This is a genomic window from Mycobacterium sp. NGS29, assembly GCF_059812965.1.
In genome coordinates, this window is record NZ_JCALDR010000004.1 from 38,266 (window position 1) to 59,019 (window position 20,754).

Sequence of the window (20,754 nt, forward strand, 5' to 3'; positions counted from 1 at the left end):
ATGGCGGTAATCCTGGCTTACGGCTCGCCGGCCCTGGGGCACCTGTACCCGATGGCCGCGCTGCTCGTCGAACTCGTCGCGCGCGGCCATCAGGTGCACGTGCGCACCATGGCAAGCGAAGTTGTCACCATGCGCCGGGTCGGCGTGCGGGCCGAGGCGGTCGACCCCCGCATCGAGTCCGTAGTAGCCCACGACTGGCTGGCCGGCGGTGCTCTGGGCGTGCTGAAGAATTCGATCGACGTGCTGTGCCGCCGGGCGCTGTTCGAGGTCGACGATGTGCGCGACGCGGTCGCACGGGTGCGGCCCGACGCGCTCATCGTGGACGCGAACTGCTGGGGTGCCATCTCGGCGGCTGACGCCGGCGACATTGCGTGGTCGATCTTCTCACCGTTCACGCCGTATCTGCGGTCGCGGGGGACGCCGCCGTTCGGCCCGGGTCTGCGACCGCTGCCCGGAGTCCTGGGCGCCGCGCGCGACGCGACGTTACGGCCCGTGGTCCGCCATCTTTTCGATCGCCCGGTGCTGCCCCGGATCAATGCCCTGCGCGACCGACTGGGCGTGCGGCCGATCCACTCCGTAGACGAGCTGATGCGTCGGGCGCCGCTGCTGCTCGGCGTCGGCGGTGAGCCGTTCGAGTATCCCCACCCGGACTGGGGTGATGCGGTGCATTTCATCGGTGCGTGTGTCTTCGAGCCGCCCGCCGCGCGGGCGCCCGGCCGGCTGACCGATAGCGAGGGTCCCCTCGTACTGGTCAACACGTCGTCGATCGCCCAGGGCGATGCGAAGTTGGGTGAGACGGTGTTACGCGCGTTCGCCGATCAGCCGGTACATGTGGTCGCGACTTTCCCGGCCGGCGTCCCCGCCGATCTGTGCCGGCCGGCCAATGCCACCGTGCGCCGGTTTCTGCCGCACGGGCCGCTGCTGGATCGCGCGATCTGCGTCGTCACGCACGGCGGGATGGGAACGACGGTGAAAGCCCTCGACCGGGGGGTGCCGGTGTGCGTTGTGCCGTTTGCGCGCGACCAGGCCGAAGTCGCGCGCCGGGTGCAGGTCGCCGGCGCCGGCACCCGGCTGCCACCGAGACGGCTGACCCCGGCACGGTTGCGCAAAGCCGTGCTGGAAGCGGTCGCGATGGCACCGGGGGCCAAGCGGGTCGCGGCGGGTTTCGCCGCCACCGGCGGCGTGCCGCGCGGCGCGGAGCTGGTCGAACAGCGGCTGCTCTCAGCCGCGCGGCGCGGCGCTGCGGGCCGACCCCTGCCGTCGTCGCGGACGTGTGCCGTCGCGTCCGAGCTCGGCTGAGGCATCCGGCTTGCGCAACTCCTCCTCGAACGTCGACATCGCTGCGAGCATGCTTTGGAAGACGCGGTGTGCGGCGGTGAGGTCGGTATCGCTCAGGTCGGCCATGGCCGCCCGCAGATGAGCGCCGAGTGGGGTGAAGAATGCGTGGGCCAGCGTCATTCCGCTGTGCTCGTAACGCAGCAACCACTTGCGCCGGTCGTCGGGGTCGGGTTCGCGCCGGATGTGTCCCGCCTCGATCATCCGGTCGACGAGATAGGTGATGGCCGGCGGCGAGACGTTCATCCGCTGCCGTAGTTGCGCCAACGTCAGGGGCTTTCCTGCGGTTTCGGCCACCATGATGTGCAGCAGGGCGTGAAAATCGCTGCTGCTGACGTCGTTTGTCCGCGCGAAGTGCCGCCCTATCCGATCCGATTTCGCGGTGATCGCCCGCATATCGGCCGACAGCAGCTTCTCCAACTCCGCCCGCGCGGGCGCAGCCTCATTGGCGCGGTTTTTCGTCAACGACCTGGATCCTCCATCAGATGCTTAGGGTACGCGGTCTGAGCAGGGCAGGTGGGTGCGGCGCAGGTCCGGACGCTATGTCCGGGTCGGGTCGTGACCCCAGTTCATCAACGAGTAGCGCCACCGCGAGTCCTCGATGCGGCCCTGCGGGCGCTGCGCCAGGTGCCGTTTGGCGTAGCCGAGCACCTTGCGCATGTGCTTGTAGTCGTCGTCGTCGAGGTCGGCCCGCTTGGTGCGCAGGATGTCGACGATCCGCCGACCGCTGGCGTGACCGGTGGCCTCGCTGCTTTGTCGTTTCTGGCCCACGGAGCGTGATTCGTCTGAGTCAAGCCACTTCTCGAGCTCGCGTGCCGTCATGTTGACGGTCTGCTTGAACTCCTTCCAGGTGGTTTCGTTGTCCTTGGCGGCCATCACTTGCCTCGTCGCTTCAGCGCACCGGGCTTGTGGACGGCGTCCTTTCCGGTCTTGTCACTGCGCACCTTGTACTGCGGCTCGTCCTTGGACGCCTTGACTTTTCGGCCGGCCGTCTCGGTCTCCGACGTGATCTTCTTCTCGACCTTGCCTTTGACGTTCTGCCCGTGGCTCTTCCACTCGACTTTGTCACCTTTGCTCAATCGCTTGTCGCTCAATTCAATTCACATCCTCCACTGGCGATTTCCGGTCGGATACCCGGCTCCGGTTCGGTGAAACTGATCGGCGGGCCCGGGTGTGCGCAACACCCAGTGCGACCCAGGAGACCGCGGCGGCGACGAAGGCCAGCAGTTGGGCAGTGCCGGTGCGATGTGCGGGGTACATGACCCCCGCGACATAGCGATCGGTGAAGCCGGTGGTAGGCAACGAATCCATGCCGGCCCGGGCCCTGGCCCACTCTTCCAGGGTGGTCAGGGGACAGGGATAGTTGCGGGTGACCACCGCCGCTCCCCAGCACACCGTCGGCACGTGCAGCCACAGGGTGCGTCGCCACCGCAATGCCAGAAAGCCACCGCTGGGCAGATAGAGGAGATAGGCCAGATGCGTGGCGACGGTGCAGACCACGAGGGCCGAATATGCTTTTCTCATCGCAGCTTCCCGGCGGGCTGGGGGCAGACGTCAGCCGGCGCTGTCATGGCGCAACCGATAGCGGCGCTCGGCGTAAGCGAGGTCGTCGCGCCACAACCGGTTCGCTGCGTGGCGCATCAACGGAGCGATCAGCGGCGCGACCTTGAGTGCCGCCTGGAACCCGGGACGCTGGGACTGGGCGACGACAGCTTCGATCACCGCGACACGGGGCAGCCCGTCCGTACCCGAACCGATTGGCGTGGCATGTGTTTCGACCACGCTACCGGCGCCCTCGCCCTCCACGATGCGCATCACGATGGTGCGCGCGTCCGGACAGCTGAATTCGGCGATCGTCGGCACGCCCAGCCGTCCGATGCGGAAGGTGACCGAGACCAGGAAGCGGTCGTCTTCCTCGGTCGGTGTGGTGAGCACCTCGAGCTGGGTGAACGAATAGGGGTGAAACCAGCTGCCGTGCCACGGGTCGAGCCGGTTGGCGATGATGTCGCACGGCTCGCAGGTGCCGACCAGCCGGGTAACGGCCGGCAGGGTGTCGCCGGTGGGCCGGGCGGGCACCACCGGCATGTCCCGCGGCGCTTCCCCGCCCACCGAATCCAGCCGCACCCAGGCCAGCACACCGTCGTCGAAGCTGGGCAACGGTGCCCAGCCGAACTTGCAGGTGCTGCCGTCGAGGGCCAGCCCGTGCCAGCGGCAGAACAACACCCCGTCGGAGACGGTCCCGGTGGCCAGCTCGGCACCGAGGTGCGGGCAGCTGCCGGGTCCGACCCGCAATAGACCCCGCCGATCGCGCCAGGCGACGATCTCGACGCCGGCGACGCGCGCGCCGTGGGCGCGACCGGTGCGCACGTCGCGACTTGCCGCGAAGACATACCAGTTGCCGGTCGCCCGGCGCTGGGATCGATCCAGCGCGTCCTCGATGATGCGGGGCTGCGCCTGGCCGTAGGTCGGTCGTTGGCGCGTCCACGGCGTAGGTGGAATCACTTGCAGCGGCCAATCTTTCGGCCACCGACGGCGGATCTGGTCACCAGCGCTCATGGCCACCTGCGTCCCTGTCGGCCCGCGAGCGACCGCAGCAGCGCCGATCGGCCGCGGACCGGCACGGTGCACAGTTCGTGGCCGTGCAGGCCCCAGTGCGCAAGCAGGTGGTTGGCCGCCAGCCAGCCGGTGGTGGCGGCGCGCTCCATCAACGCCACCGGCAGGTCCACCCGGATCCCGTCACCGGCCAGCGCCAGCCCGGGCTGCGGGGTGACGACCGTCGGCCGTCGGGTGTAGGTGCCCGGGGTGAACAGCGGGCAGTCGCTGCGCCGCAACACCTGCTGATGCACGATGCCGGCCGCGGCGGTCTCGGGATACAGCTTGTGCAGCTGGCGGATTGCGTCGTCCGTGGTGAACGTCGGATCCATTGCATAGCAGTGCAATTCGACAACGGATCCGTTGTTGTCGCGGGCCCAGCCGGCGGCCTGGCTTTCGTAGCGCTCCAGCACGCTGATGTTGTCCAGCGGGGGATGACCGGACGTCCCGAGGAAGGGCGGTCGGTCGGCGCGGACCGGGCGGTTCAGCCAGAGGCGGTGCACCACGAACGGGGGAGCGGTACGCAACCGGCGGATCTGGCTGCGCCACAGTTCGCTGCCCAGCTCGTTCGACGCGGCCACAATGTGCTGCAGCCCGCGCACGTCGGCGGCCAGGACCACCCCGTCGGCATCGAGCGGATCGGACGAATCCGTGTGCACGCGATACGCTTTCGGGCCGTCGGTGTCCAGGTGTTGAACTTCGGTACCGAGCCGGAACCGTACCCCACGTTCACTCAGGTAGTCCCGCAGCGGATTCCACAGGCTCGTTTCGAAATTGGCGGCGGCGACGTCGAAGATCAATCCTTCGCTGGACCCCAGGAAGTAGATGTGGAACATGGTCGCCAACTCCCCGGCCGAGAGCTGCGCGGGTTCGGCGAAAAAGCTGCGCGAGAAAACCTCGAACGCGAGATGCCGTGCCGATTCCGGGAAATTGATGCTCTTCAAGAAGGTGTCGGCGTCGAGGTGATCCAGCTGGTGATAAATCTCCGGCACCGAGACGGCCGCCAGCGGCGCCGCGGCCGCGGGGTCCAGCCGCACCAGGTCGGCCAGCCGAAACGTCGGGCTGCGCAACGCGAACAGCAGTGCGTTCCACGGTGGTGTGCGGGGCAGCCCCCGGAAGGTGTCGCGCCGGCCCGCGCCGTCGATCAAGGGGTAATCCTCGACCGGTGTCAGCATGCGCAGTTGCGGATCGACCCGTCGCAGCAGCTCCCTGAGGTTGTAGTACTGGCGGAAGAAGGCGTGAAAGCCACGGTTACAGGCCAGTTCGGCACCGTCGATCTGCTCGGTCCAGCCACCCACCCGGCCGCCGAGGTAGTGCTCTTTTTCCACCACCTCGACCGCGATACCGCGCTCGGCGAGCCCGGTCGCGGCGGCCAGCCCGGCGATGCCACCGCCGATCACGACCACGCGTGGCTGCGCCGAAAGCGCTGTGGCGTCGGGCAATCCGGGCGAGGCGGGGTGGGTGCACCGGCGGCGATCGGTCATTGCGGTGCCTTGCCCAGGAAAGTGTGCACGATATTGCGTTCCCAGCCCGGCATGGTCTCACTGCGTACCGCGCCGAACCCGGCGTCGGACATGCGGCGCCGGAACGCGGCCGCGCCATCGAAGGCCAGCACACTGCGCCACAGGTGACGGTAGAGCGTGGTGCTGCGGGTTCGCCACAAGCCGGCCGGGATGATGATGCCCCAGCAGACGGCGTGCCAGATGCGGGTGGCGACGGCCGAGTCGCGCACCGAGTATTCGTGCACCGCCAGGGTGGCGCCAGGCTTGAGCAGGGTCGCGAAGGCGCGCAGTTGGGCGTCCGGATCGGTCAGATTGCGCAGCAGGTAAGCCGCGAAGATGCCGTCGAACGGCCCGGTGATGTCGTGCTGGCCGAGGTCTTCGATGCGCGAGTGCACGAAGCGGACGTTGGCCGGCCACGATTTCGCCCGCGCTGCGTCCAGCATGCCGCCGGCCGCGTCGACGGCGATGATGTCCGCCTCCGGAGCGGCGGTGAGCAGCGCAGCCGTCGACGCGCCGGTGCCGCAGCCGGCGTCCAGGATGCGCAGGCCACGTCCGCGGTCCGGAATGCCCATGCGGCGCACCGAAAGTCGCAGGTTGCTGTGATAGCCGGGGTTGGCGCCCACCAATCGGTCGTAGGCGTCAGCGCCGACGTCGAAGGCGGCGGGGACGTCGCCGCGGGACAGTCCCGTCTTATTCATGGTCACCCCGTTCCCGTTGCCGCTCCCACAACAGCAGCACTGCGGTGACCAGTGCGAAGCCGAACAAGAAGTCCTCGATCGGGATGTCGAACGGGAAGCGCAGGCCGCTGGTCTGTCGTTCGTTGTAGATGACGATCGGTGCGCTGAGCTTGGTGAGCCAGCCGTCGACCGGGATCTGGAAACCCAGCACGATCACCATCGACAGCCAGTAGGCGGGTCGTCGGAACAGTCCGGTGCGCAACACCGCCAGTTCCAGTGCGCACACGCCCACCACCGCGACCACCGCGGGCAACGTGTAACCCAGACCGGTCATCGGCGCCTGCTCCAGTCCAGGATCGTGGACACCGCGTTGTAGGTCAGCAACCCGCACAAGGGAATCACCACGAAGAACAGCACCTCCTCGAGGGGAATGCGGGGCGGGACGTGGATGCCGACGATGTACCTGTCGTCATACGTCCAGATCCCCAAGGCTATCGCCACCGCATCCCACACCAGAAACACCGCGGCCACCGGCAGCAGCGAGCGGACGACCCGGCCGGCCCTGCGGTACACGCCACGGCCGAAGATCTCCAGCGGCGCGGTGATCAGCAGGCACAGGCCGAGCACCACCAGATACTGCCAGCGATCGCTCATGCGGCACCGGACCTTCGGCGCTGCGGGCCGGTCCCGGCGTGGGTGAGGCGCGCCCGCCACGACCGCAACAGTGCGCCCCCGGCGACCTGAAGCCGTCGCGTCGTTGCGACGGTCGCGCGTTGGCTGAACACCGAGAAGTCGCTGTCCTCAATGCAATCCAGGATCTCCGAGTACAGCGTCAGCGCGGTAGCCACGCACGGACGTGACCGGGGTGCCAGCAGCGGAATGCCGCCGGCGGCGAATGCGTAGATGTCCCGGGTGATCTCGTGCTGCGCTGCCAGGGCGTTGCGCACCCGGGCATCGGTGCGGCGGTGGTCGTGGCACCACCACAGCAGTTCGCGGTCCACGCCGTGCGCGGCGAGTTCGTCGGCCGGCAGGTAGATCCGGTTGCGCAGCAGGTCCTCGTCGACATCGCGCAGGAAATTGGTGAGCTGGAACGCCTGGCCCAGCGCGGCCGCGTACGGCGCGGCCACGTCCCGGTCGGCGACAGTGCCGAGCACCGGAAGCATCTGCAGGCCAATGACTTCCGCGGAGCCGCGCATGTAGCGGTTGAGCGCGGCCCGATCGGGATAGTCGGTGACGGTCAGGTCCATTCGCATGGAAGCGAGGAAGTCCTCGAACAGATCGTTGGCGATTTGGTAGCGGCGCACGGTGTCGTCGACCGCGATGAGGACGGGTTCGTCGCGGCACCCGGCGCCGGCGAAGAATTTCTCCGAAAGTTGTTGCAGCCGATCGGCCCGCGCGTCCACATCGAGATCGGCGTTGAATTCGTCGAGGATGTCGTCGGCGTGGCGGGCGAAGGCGTACAGCGCGTGCACCGCGGGACGCTGGTCGGGCGCCAGCAACCTGGTGGCCAGGAAATAGGTGCGGCCGTGCTCGGCGGCGATCTGCCGGCAGCGCCGGTAGGCGGCGCGCAACCCGGGATCGTCGATGCCTGCGGCGTCCAATTCGGTGCGGATCACGGCAATCGGGCTTTCAGGTCGATCGTGCTCGGCGACCGGGCCGGAACCCCGGTGATGCGGTCGGCGGCCAACCGTCCGGAGATCAGCGTCGTCGGAACACCGACACCCGGCACGGTCGACGACCCGGCCAGCACCGCGTTGTCGATTCCGCGTACCAGGTTGGCCGGCCGGAAGGGACCGGTCTGGGCGAAGGTGTGCGCGAGCGCAAACGGACTGCCGGCCGTCATGCCCTGCCGGGCCCAGTCGGCGGGCGTGTCGAGGTGCAGCAGTTCGACCCCGTCGCGCAGGTCCGGCAGCAGCCGTTGCGCCACCGCCTCGAGCATGCTGTCCGCGTAGGGGTGCGCCGCGGTGGACCAATCGACCCGCCGCTGGGACAGGTTCGGCGCCGGTGCCAGCACATAGAGCAGGTCGCGATCGGCCGGTGCCAGGCTCGCGTCACTGGCGGTCGGACGAGTCACCAGCAGGGACGGATCCCGCATGACCCGGCCGTCGCGGACGATGTCGGTGAAGGTCTGCTCCCAGGCGTCCCCGAACAGGATCGTGTGGTGCGCGGTCCGGGACGGCACGGCGCGACAGCCGACGTGCAGGACCACCGCCGACGGCGCCGCGCGAAATGGCAGGATCCGTCGTGGTCGCCGGCCCAGTAGCCGGTAGGTGAGCGGCAGTTCGGTGGTCAACACCACCGCGTCGCACGGTATGCGCTGGCCGTCCTCGGTGAGTGCCGCGGTCACCCGCCCGTCGCTGCGCTCCAGATCGGTCACCGTTGTCCGGTAACGAAATTCGACACCGGCGCCGGCGGCCACCGCGGCCAGTGCGTCCGGCAGTGCCCGCACGCCGCCGCGCGGGAAGTACACCCCCGAGACGGTGTCCATGTAGGCGATGACGGCGTAGACCGCCAGCGCGTGCTGCGGTGCGACCCCGGCGTAGAGCGACTGGAAGGTGAACACGCGCCGCAACAGCGGATTGCTGATGTGTCGTTTGACCATCGTCTCCCAACGGCGGAATCCGCCGATGGCCGTCAGCTTGGCCAGCTGCGGAGTCAGCATGGACAGCGGCGAATCGAAGTTGGCGTCGATGAATCCGGCGAACTCGGTGCGGTACAAGTTGTCCAGCCATTGCCGCAGGGCACGGTAGCCCGCCGCCTCGCCCGGGCCGCCGAACTCCTGCACCGCCGCGGCCATCCGGTCGGCGTCGCTGTGGACGTCGATGCTGCTGCCGTCGGCGAACTTCGCCCGGTACGCCGGATCGATGTGCAGCAGCTCCAGGTGCCGGTCGCTGGATTCGCCGACGGCGGCGAACGCCTCGTCGATGATGTCGGGCATGGTGAGCACCGTGGGCCCGGTGTCGATCTGATAGCCGCCCACGTCGCGCCGGCCGGCCCGCCCCCCGGGCCAGGGCTCGCGCTCCAGCACCGTGACCTCGCGGCCGCGGCCGGCGAGATGCAACGCCGCGGACAGTCCGGAGAACCCTGCGCCCACGACAACGACGCGGTCCGTCTTCCCTGGCACCGTGCGCATCAGCGGTCCCGCGGACTCATGCCGCCCGGCGCGTGCACACGCCGGCCATCTCCGTCAACGCGGTCTTGAGCACAGTGTCGATTCCGCTGCGGTCCAAGGATTTCAGTGCCGCATCGACACGGGTGGCGATCAGCTCCTCGATCCACTGCACCGCTCCGGTGGAGAAGATCAGACCGCGCCAGTAGTCCACCGCCGCGTCGTCGAGCTGGTCGACGTTCATCAGTTCGCCGAACTCGCGGCGGGTCGGCACGTCGGCCATCTCGTAGGCGGCGACCACCACGCTGGTGGCTTTTCGTTCCAGCAGATCCCCGCCGTTGGGTTTGCCGGTGCTCGCCGGTGATCCGAAGATGCCGAGGATGTCGTCGCGCAGCTGGAATGCTTCACCGACGGCGAAACCGTACTCACCGAGCCTGGTCAGCGTCAGCTCGTCACAGCCGGCCATCGCGGCGCCGATCTCCAGGGGCCTGCGCACCGTGTAGTTGCCGGACTTGCGTCTGGCCACCCCGAGCACCGAGTCGATTTTGGGAAAGTTGCGCATATCCATTGCCAGATCGGCGAATTGGCCGACGGCCAGTTCGGTGCGCATGGCGTCGTAACGGGGCCAGGCCCGCTGCAGATAGTGATGGCCGAGGCCGGAGTCGCGCAGCATCTGCTCCGCCCAGATCAGGCACATATCGCCGAGCAGGGTTGCGGCGGACTCGCCGAAACGCCGCGACGAGCCGGACATGCCGTGCGCCTGATGCCAGTCGGTGAACTGGATGTGCGCCGCGGGCCGTCCGCGCCGGGCGGGGGAATCGTCCATGACGTCGTCCTGCAGCAGCGCGAACGCGTGCAACAACTCCAGGCTCGCGGTGGCCGACAACGCGGCTGCACTGGGTGGTGCGCCGCACAGCCAGCCCAGGTACATGAAGGTCGACCGCAGGCATTTGCCACCCTTGACGAACTCCAACAGGATGTTGCCGGCCACATCGACTCCGCAGTCGCCCAACTCGTCGGCGCAGCGCGCGGACACGAACTCGGCGACCTCGGCGAGCACCTCCTCGCGCAGGCTGGTCCGCCAGGTGTCGAACTGATCGATCGGAGGCAGGGTGGCCGCTCCGGTCAGGCTGGTCCGGGCCAGGCGCACCCGCGGGAATTCACGCACAGCTTGCACCGAAGCCTCCTTGTCAACGTCCGTGAGTCGCTGAACAGAACGGCTCTGATTCACGCTTCGTACCCCCTCGCCGGGAAAACAAACCAGTGGCTGTGCCCAGCCGGCGGTCCGTCCACGCTCGCCTCTGCACTCTCTTCATGGGATTAATCGTTAATTTAGTGAATGATCATCGGACACGCCAGTCGGGTCTGGCCTGCCGGTGGCGATCCGAGTCGGCGGGGCAGGTCGGACGGACGCTGCGGCGTGCTGGATTCGATGTGATCGCCGGTAACTGACGCCGAATGTGATTGCCGGAGTGGGCTGTTCAGTCTTCGGCAGGGTCTGCGTCTGCCGGCGTCGCCACGTGGTCCGGGTGGCTGTCGGTGCGCCGACGCTCCTTCATCTCGGCCTCGAACACGTGTCGATTGCCCCCGGTGAGTTGATCGCGGATCGCCTTTTCGGTCTTGTGGAAGCATCGGTAATAGCCGTCGTCGAAGTCCTCAACGACCTGGAAGCTCCACCTGCCCGGCAATATGTTGCGGCCGATCAACTCGCGGCTGATCGCATCGGCCAGCCCGAGGTCTCCGCTTTCTCGCAGCAGTTCCACCGCGGCATCCAGCTGCAGGTCGGCGTGGCCGATGAGCTGGTGGAACGAATACAGGTGGCCGCGGGCCCGCTCGATGGTCTCGAGTGCCTCAGAGACCTTGCCGGCGGCTCGCACCGCGGCGTCGGGAGTGCCCGGCGGACGACGATCACACAAACCCATTACCTGCTCCCCGGGTACGACGGCATGCCATCGACAGTAATAGTCGAAGCGCGATGCGCTGTTTCGCCGTGGCCGACCGGGGAACACCTCGCAGGTGGACATCTCTGATCGCCTCGCCCTGCCCTTCCAGTGGGGAGCGGCACTTCGGCGTCGCAAAGTTTTTCACCCCACCGGCGTGCTGGCCGCCGGCACCCTGCAGCGCGTCGCTCCGGCGAGCCAGGGACTACCGGTTCCGACCTGCGCCGTGGTGGCGAGATTCTCCAAGGCTGTCGGGATGCCGGGAGCGGTTCCCGACGCGATCGGACTCGCGCTGCGCATCCCGCCGCAGGTCGACGCCGGCGGACCGTGGGACGTACTGCTCGTCTCCGCCGGATCCGGTGTGCTGACCCGGGTCATCGGGCTGCATCCGGTGACCTCGTGGTCAGCGCAGACACTGACCAGCCTGATGCCGCTGCGCTACCAAGGCGCGAACTGGTGGCTCAGGGCTCGCATCGTCAGTGACATCGCCGGACGCGGACTGTCACTCGAGGACGTGCGAGACAGCATCCGGAACGGCGGAATTCAGCTGCAACTCGATCAGGCGCGCGGAACCGGAGACTTCGATTCGCTGGGTCGGCTCAGCTTGAACGAACTGGAGCCTGAGTCCGAGGCCGACTTCTCGTTCGACCCGGTGCGTAACAGCGCGCCCGGGGTGGAGTTGTATCCGGGGTGGCTTGCGGGTCTGCGCAAGAGCGCTTATGCGCGCAGCCGCGAGGGCCGCGACGCGGATTGAACCTGATGCGCGAAAGGGGCCCGGCCATAGGACCGGGCCCCTTTGCTCAGCTACGTGCTACTGGTTGGCCTTCTGGCGACCTTCGGCGGCCTTGGCGCCGGCCCGAGCGGACTCGGCGGCCGCTTCCTTCTTGGCGGCCTCGCGCTGCGCGTCGGCCTTGTCCTGCTGGGCCTTGGCCTCTTGGGCCAGCTTCTCGTTACCGAAGACGAGACCGATGACCTGCTTGATCAGGCCCTTGATGCCCTCGACAACGCCACTGACAGCTTCCAGGGGTCCGCTCTTAGCCATGACTACCTCCATATATCGGTTGACTACTACCGGTGCTCGCGCGACTCTGCCGCGTTGAAACAGAGGGTTCCCGCTGCCCTCGCCCAGCAACCACGGCAAACGATGCCGCATAGGTTAGCGGTGCTTATGGCACGTCATCAGCAGGACTGACCTGGCGGCAACGTGATCGACATCTCACCGTCGGCAAAGGGCCGCCGGGCCCCGGTTTCAACATATCGGCACCGGGTACATCCGAGGCGTGAATACGACCTTGCACCGCCTCCGGCGCGGCGAGCAGAAAGTGGTACGTCTGCAGCGGCGGTTGTGGCTGATCCAACTGCTGTTCTGGCCGACGATGATCGTCGGCGCCGTGCTGGCCGTGGCGGCCGCCTGGTCGGTGTGGCAGCGCAAGACCCAGCCCCGCGCGGTGCCGTCTGCTGCGCCGGCGGACCGGCCCGAACAGGGTACGGTTGCGGGCTAACCGGTGCGACCGAGCAGGTGCCGCAGCGCCGGCTCCAGCCCGGGATGGCGGAACGGGTGCTCGGCCCCGACCAGTCGCGCCGGACTCACCCGTTGACTGGCCAGCGCGAGTTCACGCGCGCCCTGGGCGCCCAGCAGTATCCGGGGACCCAGCGGCGGCACCGGCAACACCGCCGGCCGATGCAGGACGCGGGCCAGCGACCGCGTGTACTCCTTGTTCCGAACCGGTTGTGGGGCAACGGCATTCACCGCACCGGACAGGTCCGAATCCCACAGCGCCCGGTGATAGATGTCGATCAGGTCGTCGATCCCGATCCAGGACAGCCACTGCCGACCGTCACCGAGCCGGCCGCCGAGTCCGGCGGTGAACAGCGGCCGCATCAGGTGCAGGGTGCCGCCGCGGGGGGACTGCACGATGCCGGTGCGGACCAGCACCACCCGGGTACCGGCCTGCCGGGCCGGGGACGTCGCGTCCTCCCAGTCGGCGACGACGTCGGCGAGGAACCCGTCGCCGCGCGTGCTGTCCTCGGTCAAGGGCTCGTCGCCCCGGTCAGACCCGTAGAAGCCGATCGCCGAGGCCGAGATCAGCACCCGCGGGCCGTCGGCGGTGCGGGCCACCAGCTCGGCCAGCCGGCGTGTCGGCCCGATTCTGCTGTCGTAGATGGCTTTTCGATGCTTCTCGGTGAACCTGCCGACGATCGAGGCACCCGCCAGGTGGATCACCGCGTCGACCCCGGCGAGCAGTTCCGGGTCCGGCTCATCGGTGTCCCACCGTCGCTCATCCGGACCGTGTGCGCTACCCCGAACCAGTCGGATGACGCGATGGCCACCGGTGCTCAGCAGCGCGGTCAACGCGGTACCCACCAGTCCGGACGCGCCGGTGACGGCGACGGTCGCCGGGGACAGGCCGTGCTCGGCCGCCCGCGTGTGCGCGGCGAGGTCGTCGGCCAACTGGCGGTGCCGGTAGACGAACATCGGGCGCAGCATCGTGGGCGGGACCGGCGTGTCCACCCGGTCGATCACCCGCGTCTGGTTGTCCCCGACCTCCTCGAAATCGTGGGTGTGTCGCCACCGCCGGATCAACCGCGGCGGTAACGAAGCCAGCCCATCGCTGGTCAGCTCGTCCACGAAACGCCTTGGCGGATCGTAGAAGTCGGCTTGATGCTGAGCCAGCCAGCGCAGACCGCCGGGCAAACCCAGCGTGGCGCGCCCGTCGGCGAGTGACTCGGCCTCGGAGATCAACCGCATCGGCGACCAGGGCGGCGAGAGGCGGGCGAAGGCGCCGGGTCGGGAGTGCCAGGCGAACACCTGGTCGCGGGGCGCGTTGACGACGCTCGAGAAAGTGAGGCCCATCTCACGACGCTACCTGCGATCCCACAGGTGTGTCGGTGCGGTTTGAGGGAACAGGACCCTGCATGGATGTACTCGGCGGTGTGCGGAACCTGGTCGACACCGCCATGGACCGGTCGGTGGTCGCGGGCTACACCCGGGTGGGGTACCGGGTCCGCAATCTCGACTGGGCGGACGACCCGCCGGCGCTGGCGCTGCGGGGCCGGACCGCGGTGGTCACCGGGGCGAATCGCGGCATCGGCAAGGCGATCGCGTCCGGGCTGGCACAGTTGGGCGCTGAAGTCCTGTTGACCGTGCGGGACCGGGAGAGGGGCGAGCAGGCCCGTGCCGAGCTCGTCGAGGCCAATCCCGATGCCGACATCACTGTCGTGGTGTGCGACGTGTCCGACCTGACGGCGGTGCGGGCCTTTGCCGCCGGGCTGGCCGGCCGCCGCCGGCTGGATGTGCTGGTGCACAACGCCGGGGTGTTGCCCGAGACGCGCACCGAGTCGGCGGACGGGCACGAGCTGACTTTGGCCACCCACGTCCTGGGTCCGGTGTTGCTGACCGAATGTCTGAGTCCACTGCTGGCCGAGTCCGCCGATCCGCGGGTCATTCTGATGTCGTCCGGCGGGATGTACACCCAGCCGCTGGCTGTCGACGATCCCGAGTACCGCCGCGGCAGATACCGTGGCGCCATCGCGTATGCCCGCACCAAGCGGATGCAGGTGGCGCTGACCCCGGTGCTGGCCCGCCGGTGGGCCGGAATCCGTTGCTATGCAATGCATCCCGGCTGGGCGGACACGCCCGGTGTGGCGGCGGCGCTGCCCGGGTTCCGGCGGGTCACCGGTCCGCTGCTGCGCTCACCCGAGGAGGGCGCCGACACCGCGGTGTGGCTGGCCGCGACCCGGCCCGCACCGCCGACCGGCCGCTTCTGGCATGACCGGCGGGTGCGCCCGCAGCACTATCTGCTGTCCACGCGCCACAGCCAAGACGCCCGGGAACGGTTGTGGCGCTACTGTGCCGATGCGATCGGACTGCAGTAGGGCACTGACCCGCCGTCAGCGATCCGGCAGGGCGTGCTCGGCGATGGGCAGCCGCGGCTGTGGTTGCCGCTCACCGCGTTTGGCCGCCAGATACACCTGAGCGGTCTGCTCGGCCACTGTCTGCCAGTCGAAGTCGGAGGTCAGGCGCTCGCGGGCGGCGCTTGCGCGGCGCTGCGCGGCCGCGGGATCGTCGAGCACGGTGCGCACCGCCCCGGCCAGCCCGGGGAGGTCGCGGGGTGCGAACGAGACCCCGGTGACGCCGTCGATCACCGCTTCGCCCAGGCCGCCGATGTTCGACGTCACCAGCGGCGCGCCCGCCGCGGCGGCTTCGAGCGCGGCCAGCCCGAACGGCTCGTAGTGGCTGGGCAACACCGCCGCGTCGGCGCGGTGCAGCAACTGCAGTAACTCGTCGTGCTCGCAGTGCCCGACGAATCGGGTTGCCTTGCGCACCTTGTGTTTCCGTGCCTGCTCGATGAGCCAGTCCTGCTGGGTGCCGGTGCCTGCGACCGTCAACGTGGTGCCCGGATGGGTACGCCTGATCCGCGGCAGCGCGGCAATGGCGTCGTGCACGCCCTTCTCGTATTCCAGCCGTCCGACGTAGAGCAGTTCGGCGGGTCCGGTCCGGGGGCGCCGCGCGGCGAACGGCCAACGCGCCGCGTCGATCCCGTTGGGGATCACCGTCGTCTCTGCCAGGCCGGGACCGAAGAGCTCGGTGATCTCGTCGCGCATCGAGGCCGAACACGTGATGAGCGAATCGGATTCGCGAACCAGCCAGGACTCCACGGCGTGCACCTGACGGCTGATGGCGCCGCTCACCCAGCCGGAATGCCGACCCGCCTCGGTCGCGTGCATCGTGGAAACTATTGGCACGTCGTAGAACTGGGCGAGCGCAATGGACGGGTGGGCCACCAGCCAGTCGTGTGCGTGCACCACGTCGGGGCGCCAGGGGCGGTCGCTGCCCGGTCTGGTGAGGGACAAGCCGGCGCGGATCATGGCGTGGCCCATCGCCAGCGTCCAGGCCATCATGTCGGTACTGAAGCTGAAATCGTGCGGGTCGTGCGCGGCCGCGATCACCCGGACGCCTTCGCTGATCTCGTCGGATGACGGATGGGTGCTGGGGTCGGTACCGGTGGGGCGCCGGGACAGCACCACGACGTCGTGACCCGCGGCGGCCAGCGCCGTCGCGAGGTGGTGCACGTGCCGGCCCAGCCCGCCGATCACCACCGGCGGGTACTCCCACGAGACCATCAGGATCTTCATGCGCAACCGCCGTCCGGCCTCGAGCGCCCCCGAATTGCCGTCTGCAGCGGCGTGTCGCCGCACAGATGAGGCCGCTCGCGGCACGGACGGCAACTCATTGGGGGAGCCTACGGGCATCCAGCGCACCGAACAGTCCGTCCGCCCGGTTCCACCCGTCGGCCAGGCGCGTTGCGGCATCGCGCCGGCCGGATGCCAGTGCCCCGGCGATCTCGCGGGTGGCATGCGCATGCAGGTGCGCGCGGTAGCGGGCGTAGTCGGCGGCGGAGTCCTTGCTGACCATGAACGGCCAGTCGCTCGACACCGTCAACAGCGTCTCGCGCAGGATCTGGTCGGCGACGTGGTCCCGGGGGATAGGTCCGTCCAGCGACGCCGTCTGGGCCAGCGCCTTGTCCACGGTGGCCAGCGCGGTGTCGACGACTTCAGCGTTGAGCTGGACCAGATCGGCCACCTTCTCGCCGTTCCACACCTGCCAGTCCTTGCCGGAACCCCAAGAGCTGGGCGGTAATTCGACCGGGCCGCCGACGAAGCCCGCGTCGATCGCGTCGTGCAGCGTGCCCACCCGGATGCCGGCTGCCGGCAACGCCCGAAGCACCCGCGCCAGCCAGGTCGGTCCTTCGTGCCACCAGTGGCCGAACAGTTCGGTGTCGAACGCCGCGACCACGTGGGCCGGCCGGCCGATCCGCTCGGATTCGGACGACAGCCGGTTGCGCACCACCTCGACGAAGTCGGCGACATGCACGTCGACCGCATGGTCGGCGCGCTCCGGGTCGTAGGGCGCTTTGCCTTCCGAGGACACGTTGCGGCCGGTGACCCGGGCGGGCTTGAGGCCGGTGAGGTGGTCGTAGGTGTGGAAGTCGCGGTAGGCGGCGTGCCCGGGGTAGCCGGACTTCGGCGACCACACCCGGTAGCTGACCTGCAGGTCCCGCCCGAAGGCGATGACATCGGTGTCGGCGACGGGCCGGCCCAGCGCGGTGTCGCCGTGCAGCGACGGGCCGTCGACCATGAAGTGGCTGACCCCGGCGCCCGCGTAGTCGTGTTCCAGGCCGGGAGCGTAGGCGCATTCCGGCGCCCAGATTCCCGTCGGGGCACGTCCCAGCCGAAGCCGAGCGTCGGCCAGGCCTTCGCGCAGCGCGAACTCGCGCAGCCGCGGTGCCAGCAGCGGCTGGAACGGGTGGGCCAGCGGGCCGCCGAGCAGCTCCACCGTGCCGGCGTCGACGAGACCGCGCAGCAACGGGCTGCCGCCGTGCCGCCACCGGGTCGCGAATTCCTCAAGAGCCGCGCCGGCCTCGGCTGACTCACGAATCCCGAAGGCGCGCAAGGCTTCCGGTGTGCAGGACTGATAGTTGGCCGATTTCGACGCCGGAATGGTCCGCACGCTGGCGGCTTCGGCCGCGCGCAGCTGCCAGTTCGCCAGCCAGTGGTACACCCCGTCCAGGCAGTACGGATCGTCGAGCTGGGCGTTGACCACCGGCGTCATGCCCAGCGTGATCAGTCCGCGGCGGTCCTCCTCGGCCAGCGTGCGCAGCACCCGGAACAGCGGCAGGTAGGCCGCCGACCACGACTGGTAGAGCCATTCCTCGCCGACCGGCCAGCGGCCGTGATGGGCCAGCCAGGGCAGGTGGGTGTGCAGCACCAGGGTGAACATGCCGGGCACCGGCGGTGGGGAGGAGGTCAACGGCGCACCGCGATTGCCACGAGGTCCAGGCTGGCGTCGATGTCGTGAGTTGCGGCGCCGGCCTCGACGAGGTCGAAGTCGGCGGTGGTGACGGCCGCGACGTCGGCCATCAGTTCGGGCGACCAGGGGGCGTCCTTGACCGCCCGGTCGATCTGCGCGTCGATGATGGACCCGCCGTGCCGGGCATCCATCTCCTGCAACCGCGGACCATGAAAGATCCCGTACTGGCCGACCTCACCGAAGCCGCCGTCCTGCAGCAGGTCGGTGAGCTCATCGGCGTTGAGCTCGCGGGTGTGGAACGGGTTGATCGGGGTGTCGCGGCCGGGGGAGAAGGTGATCCGATTCGGGGTCGAGATCAGCAACAGCCCGGACGGCCGCAGGACCCGCGCACACTCGCGAATGAACTGGCCCTGGTCCCACAGATGCTCGATGACCTGGAAGTTCACCACCACGTCCACCGACTCATCCGGCAGCGGCAACTCGGTGAGGTTGGCCTGCAGCACTTCGACCCGGGGGTATCGGCTGCGCACGTGCGCCACCGCGGCCTCGTCGTAGTCCACCGCGACCACCCGGCGGGCCGACCCCGCGATCAGGTCCGCGCCGTAACCCTCGCCGCAACCGGCCTCCAGCACGTCCTTGCCCGCGCAGCGCGGCGCCAGGCGCTCATAGACCACCTCGTGACGGCGGAACCAGTAGTTCTCGATGTCCAGGTCGGGGATGGTGCGCTCCCCGGTCAGCATCATGACCGGATCGCTCGCGGGCGGACTCCCGGCGGGAAGGTGGGGGACGAATGCGCTCATTGCTAAGGCAGGCTAATGCCTGGCACCCGATTCGCGAACCGGACAGTGGATCCAGCCGAAAGAACGTGCACTACGACCCGCTATGGTGTGAGAGCGGACCGCACAAAGTTACCCACTAGTAACATGCGCTGTGCGGTTGCGGAACACGTGACCCAGGTCTTGCAGCGTCGCTGCCGGACGCCTTCGAGGAGGACGAACCCCACTCATGACGAACATCGTGGTCCTGATCAAGCAGGTCCCAGACACCTGGTCGGAGCGCAAGCTGTCCGACGGCGACTACACGCTGGACCGCGACGCCGCCGACGCAGTCCTGGACGAGATCAACGAACGCGCCGTGGAAGAAGCCCTGCAGATCCGCGAGCGCGAGGGCGGCGAAGGCTCGGTGACCGTGCTGACCGCCGGCCCGGAGCGCGCGACCGAAGCGATCCGCAAAGCCCTGTCGATGGGCGCCGACAAGGCCGTTCACCTCAAGGACGACGGCCTCAAGGGTTCCTGCGTGGTGCAGACAGCATGGGCGCTGGCCCGCGCACTGGGCACCATCGAGGGCACCGAGCTGGTCATCGCCGGCAACGAGGCCACCGACGGCTCGGGCGGCGCCGTGCCCGCCATCATCGCCGAGTACCTGGGCCTGCCGCAGCTCACCCACGTGCGGAAACTCGCCGTCGAGGGCGACAAGGTGACGGCCGAGCGCGAGACCGACGACGGCGTCTTTGCCCTGGAAGCCACCCTGCCGGCGGTGGTCAGCGTGAACGAGAAGATCAACGAGCCGCGCTTCCCGTCCTTCAAGGGCATCATGGCCGCCAAGAAGAAGGAAGTCACCGTGCTCACGCTCGCCGAGATCGGCGTCGAGCCCGACGAGGTGGGCCTGGAGAACGCCGGTTCGACGGTCACGTCGTCCACCCCGAAGCCACCGAAGACCGCCGGTGAGAAAGTCACCGACGAGGGCGAGGGCGGCAACGACATCGTCAAGTACCTGGTCGGTCAAAAGATCATCTGACGCAACTCCACGAAACGAGAGAGCGAAAATTCATGGCTGAAGTATTGGTGCTTGTCGAGCAAGCCGAGGGTGCGCTGAAGAAGGTCACCTCCGAGTTGATCACCGCAGCGCGCGCATTGGGCGAACCGGCCGCCGTCGTCATCGGTGCGCCGGGCACGGCCGAGCCGCTCATCGACGGATTGAAGTCCGCCGGTGCGGAGAAGATCTACGTCGCCGAGTCCGAGGTGGTGGACAACTACCTGATCACGCCGTACGTGGACGTGCTGGCGTCGCTGGCGGAGTCGTCGCAACCGGCCGCGGTACTGGTTTCCTCCAACGCCGACGGCAAAGAGATCGCCGGTCGACTCGCGGCCCGCATCGGGTCGGGCCTGCTGGTCGACGTGGTCGGCGTGCAGGAGGGCGGCAAAGGCGTGCACTCCATCTTCGGTGGGGCCTACACGGTCGAGTCGCAGGTCAACGGCGACACCCCGGTGATCTCGGTCCGGGCCGGCGCCATCGACGCCGAGCCGTCCGACGGCGCCGGTGAGGTGGTCAATGTGGACGTGCCCGAGCCGGCCGAGAACGCGACGAAGATCACCTCGCGGGAGCCTGCGGTAGCCGGTGACCGGCCGGAGCTCACCGAGGCCACCGTCGTGGTGTCCGGCGGCCGTGGCGTCGGCAGCGAGGAGAACTTCAAGGTCGTCGAGGAACTGGCCGACTCGCTCGGCGCCGCGGTGGGTGCCTCGCGCGCCGCCGTCGACTCCGGCTACTACCCGGGCCAGTTCCAGGTCGGCCAGACCGGCAAGACGGTGTCGCCGCAGCTGTACATCGCCCTGGGCATCTCGGGAGCGATCCAGCACCGGGCCGGCATGCAGACGTCCAAGACCATCGTCGCGGTCAACAAGGACGAAGAAGCGCCGATCTTCGAGATCGCCGACTACGGCGTGGTCGGCGACCTGTTCAAGGTGGCCCCGCAGCTGACCGAGGGAATCAAGGCCCGCAAGGGTTAACA

24 protein-coding genes are annotated in these 20,754 nt (G+C 68.7%); 6 read left to right on the forward strand and 18 right to left on the reverse strand.

Features of this window, described 5'->3' with window-relative positions:
* The gene (locus tag AC5Y5Z_RS06720) at positions 1–1,299 is read left to right on the forward strand and encodes a glycosyltransferase (protein WP_473138979.1); all 1,299 of its coding nucleotides are present in this window, start codon (positions 1–3) and stop codon (positions 1,297–1,299) included.
* Here AC5Y5Z_RS06720 and AC5Y5Z_RS06725 read toward each other — a convergent pair.
* The 13 genes from AC5Y5Z_RS06725 to AC5Y5Z_RS06785 all read right to left on the reverse strand — a co-directional run bounded on the left by AC5Y5Z_RS06725 (position 1,222) and on the right by AC5Y5Z_RS06785 (position 11,137).
* The gene (locus AC5Y5Z_RS06725) at positions 1,222–1,800 is read right to left on the reverse strand and encodes a MarR family winged helix-turn-helix transcriptional regulator (RefSeq protein ID WP_463827129.1); all 579 of its coding nucleotides are present in this window, start codon (positions 1,798–1,800) and stop codon (positions 1,222–1,224) included. The two genes, AC5Y5Z_RS06720 and AC5Y5Z_RS06725, sit on opposite strands and share 78 nt — an antisense overlap.
* 75 nt (positions 1,801–1,875) lie before the next feature.
* Positions 1,876–2,211, reverse strand: a complete 336-nt coding sequence (locus tag AC5Y5Z_RS06730; RefSeq protein ID WP_463827128.1) for a DUF3140 domain-containing protein — start codon at positions 2,209–2,211, stop codon at positions 1,876–1,878.
* Positions 2,211–2,429 carry a hypervirulence associated TUDOR domain-containing protein gene (locus AC5Y5Z_RS06735; RefSeq protein WP_463827127.1) on the reverse strand — a complete coding sequence of 73 codons (219 nt, stop codon included), beginning with the start codon at positions 2,427–2,429 and terminating at the stop codon, positions 2,211–2,213. The genes AC5Y5Z_RS06730 and AC5Y5Z_RS06735 overlap by 1 nt, the downstream gene beginning before the upstream one ends.
* A 1-nt stretch (position 2,430) precedes the next feature.
* Positions 2,431–2,859 carry a DUF2784 domain-containing protein gene (locus AC5Y5Z_RS06740; protein WP_463827126.1) on the reverse strand — a complete coding sequence of 143 codons (429 nt, stop codon included), beginning with the start codon at positions 2,857–2,859 and terminating at the stop codon, positions 2,431–2,433.
* 30 nt (positions 2,860–2,889) lie between these two features.
* The gene (locus AC5Y5Z_RS06745; protein WP_499924080.1) at positions 2,890–3,891 is read right to left on the reverse strand and encodes a Rieske (2Fe-2S) protein; all 1,002 of its coding nucleotides are present in this window, start codon (positions 3,889–3,891) and stop codon (positions 2,890–2,892) included.
* Positions 3,888–5,411, reverse strand: coding sequence for an FAD-dependent oxidoreductase (locus tag AC5Y5Z_RS06750; RefSeq protein WP_499924084.1), 1,524 nt, complete (start codon positions 5,409–5,411; stop codon positions 3,888–3,890). Before AC5Y5Z_RS06750 ends, AC5Y5Z_RS06745 begins: the two co-directional genes overlap by 4 nt.
* Positions 5,408–6,127 carry a class I SAM-dependent methyltransferase gene (locus AC5Y5Z_RS06755; protein WP_499924086.1) on the reverse strand — a complete coding sequence of 240 codons (720 nt, stop codon included), beginning with the start codon at positions 6,125–6,127 and terminating at the stop codon, positions 5,408–5,410. The genes AC5Y5Z_RS06750 and AC5Y5Z_RS06755 overlap by 4 nt, the downstream gene beginning before the upstream one ends.
* Positions 6,120–6,440: a lycopene cyclase domain-containing protein gene (locus AC5Y5Z_RS06760; protein ID WP_473138975.1), complete on the reverse strand. Its 321-nt coding sequence runs from the start codon at positions 6,438–6,440 to the stop codon at positions 6,120–6,122. The genes AC5Y5Z_RS06755 and AC5Y5Z_RS06760 overlap by 8 nt, the downstream gene beginning before the upstream one ends.
* Positions 6,437–6,760 carry a lycopene cyclase domain-containing protein gene (locus AC5Y5Z_RS06765; protein ID WP_463827121.1) on the reverse strand — a complete coding sequence of 108 codons (324 nt, stop codon included), beginning with the start codon at positions 6,758–6,760 and terminating at the stop codon, positions 6,437–6,439. Before AC5Y5Z_RS06765 ends, AC5Y5Z_RS06760 begins: the two co-directional genes overlap by 4 nt.
* The gene (locus tag AC5Y5Z_RS06770; protein ID WP_499924089.1) at positions 6,757–7,722 is read right to left on the reverse strand and encodes a phytoene/squalene synthase family protein; all 966 of its coding nucleotides are present in this window, start codon (positions 7,720–7,722) and stop codon (positions 6,757–6,759) included. The genes AC5Y5Z_RS06765 and AC5Y5Z_RS06770 overlap by 4 nt, the downstream gene beginning before the upstream one ends.
* On the reverse strand, positions 7,719–9,239 hold the full coding sequence (gene crtI, locus AC5Y5Z_RS06775) for a phytoene desaturase family protein (RefSeq protein ID WP_499924091.1): 1,521 nt from the start codon (positions 9,237–9,239) through the stop codon (positions 7,719–7,721). The genes AC5Y5Z_RS06770 and crtI overlap by 4 nt, the downstream gene beginning before the upstream one ends.
* 16 nt (positions 9,240–9,255) lie before the next feature.
* Positions 9,256–10,392 (reverse strand): polyprenyl synthetase family protein, encoded by a 1,137-nt coding sequence (locus AC5Y5Z_RS06780; protein WP_499924094.1) that lies wholly within the window; start codon positions 10,390–10,392, stop codon positions 9,256–9,258.
* A gap of 304 nt (positions 10,393–10,696) precedes the next feature.
* Positions 10,697–11,137 carry a hypothetical protein gene (locus tag AC5Y5Z_RS06785; RefSeq protein WP_463827117.1) on the reverse strand — a complete coding sequence of 147 codons (441 nt, stop codon included), beginning with the start codon at positions 11,135–11,137 and terminating at the stop codon, positions 10,697–10,699.
* Positions 11,138–11,231: 94 nt separating this feature from the next.
* Here AC5Y5Z_RS06785 and AC5Y5Z_RS06790 point away from each other — a divergent pair, with 94 nt between their 5' ends.
* Complete coding sequence (locus AC5Y5Z_RS06790; protein WP_463827116.1) at positions 11,232–11,909, forward strand: catalase family protein; 678 nt, start codon at positions 11,232–11,234, stop codon at positions 11,907–11,909.
* 57 nt (positions 11,910–11,966) lie between these two features.
* On the opposite strand, the gene mbp1 is transcribed toward AC5Y5Z_RS06790, so the two are convergent.
* Positions 11,967–12,197: a microaggregate-binding protein 1 gene (gene mbp1, locus AC5Y5Z_RS06795; RefSeq protein WP_463827115.1), complete on the reverse strand. Its 231-nt coding sequence runs from the start codon at positions 12,195–12,197 to the stop codon at positions 11,967–11,969.
* A 238-nt stretch (positions 12,198–12,435) separates the two neighbouring features.
* Between mbp1 and AC5Y5Z_RS06800 the strand changes: the two genes are divergently transcribed.
* Entirely contained in the window at positions 12,436–12,657 is a 222-nt protein-coding gene (locus tag AC5Y5Z_RS06800; protein ID WP_463827114.1) for a hypothetical protein, read from the forward strand.
* Here AC5Y5Z_RS06800 and AC5Y5Z_RS06805 read toward each other — a convergent pair.
* Positions 12,654–14,009, reverse strand: a complete 1,356-nt coding sequence (locus AC5Y5Z_RS06805; RefSeq protein WP_463827113.1) for a TIGR01777 family oxidoreductase — start codon at positions 14,007–14,009, stop codon at positions 12,654–12,656. The genes AC5Y5Z_RS06800 and AC5Y5Z_RS06805 overlap by 4 nt on opposite strands.
* 62 nt (positions 14,010–14,071) lie before the next feature.
* On the opposite strand from AC5Y5Z_RS06805, the gene AC5Y5Z_RS06810 reads away from it, so the two are divergent.
* Positions 14,072–15,031: an SDR family NAD(P)-dependent oxidoreductase gene (locus AC5Y5Z_RS06810; RefSeq protein ID WP_463827112.1), complete on the forward strand. Its 960-nt coding sequence runs from the start codon at positions 14,072–14,074 to the stop codon at positions 15,029–15,031.
* Between the two features lie 15 nt (positions 15,032–15,046).
* Here the strand turns inward: AC5Y5Z_RS06810 and AC5Y5Z_RS06815 are convergent, their stop codons facing one another.
* From AC5Y5Z_RS06815 to AC5Y5Z_RS06825, 3 genes are all read right to left on the reverse strand, one after another.
* Positions 15,047–16,291 (reverse strand): glycosyltransferase family 4 protein, encoded by a 1,245-nt coding sequence (locus AC5Y5Z_RS06815; RefSeq protein ID WP_499924577.1) that lies wholly within the window; start codon positions 16,289–16,291, stop codon positions 15,047–15,049.
* Positions 16,292–16,385: 94 nt separating this feature from the next.
* Positions 16,386–17,936, reverse strand: a complete 1,551-nt coding sequence (locus AC5Y5Z_RS06820) for a 1,4-alpha-glucan branching protein domain-containing protein (protein WP_463827190.1) — start codon at positions 17,934–17,936, stop codon at positions 16,386–16,388.
* Between the two features lie 26 nt (positions 17,937–17,962).
* Complete coding sequence (locus AC5Y5Z_RS06825) at positions 17,963–18,766, reverse strand: class I SAM-dependent methyltransferase (protein ID WP_499924098.1); 804 nt, start codon at positions 18,764–18,766, stop codon at positions 17,963–17,965.
* Positions 18,767–18,971: 205 nt separating this feature from the next.
* Between AC5Y5Z_RS06825 and AC5Y5Z_RS06830 the strand changes: the two genes are divergently transcribed.
* Both AC5Y5Z_RS06830 and AC5Y5Z_RS06835 read left to right on the forward strand, forming a co-directional pair.
* On the forward strand, positions 18,972–19,763 hold the full coding sequence (locus AC5Y5Z_RS06830) for an electron transfer flavoprotein subunit beta/FixA family protein (protein WP_463827109.1): 792 nt from the start codon (positions 18,972–18,974) through the stop codon (positions 19,761–19,763).
* 32 nt (positions 19,764–19,795) lie between these two features.
* Positions 19,796–20,752 carry an electron transfer flavoprotein subunit alpha/FixB family protein gene (locus tag AC5Y5Z_RS06835; RefSeq protein WP_463827108.1) on the forward strand — a complete coding sequence of 319 codons (957 nt, stop codon included), beginning with the start codon at positions 19,796–19,798 and terminating at the stop codon, positions 20,750–20,752.
* Positions 20,753–20,754 lie beyond the last annotated feature (2 nt).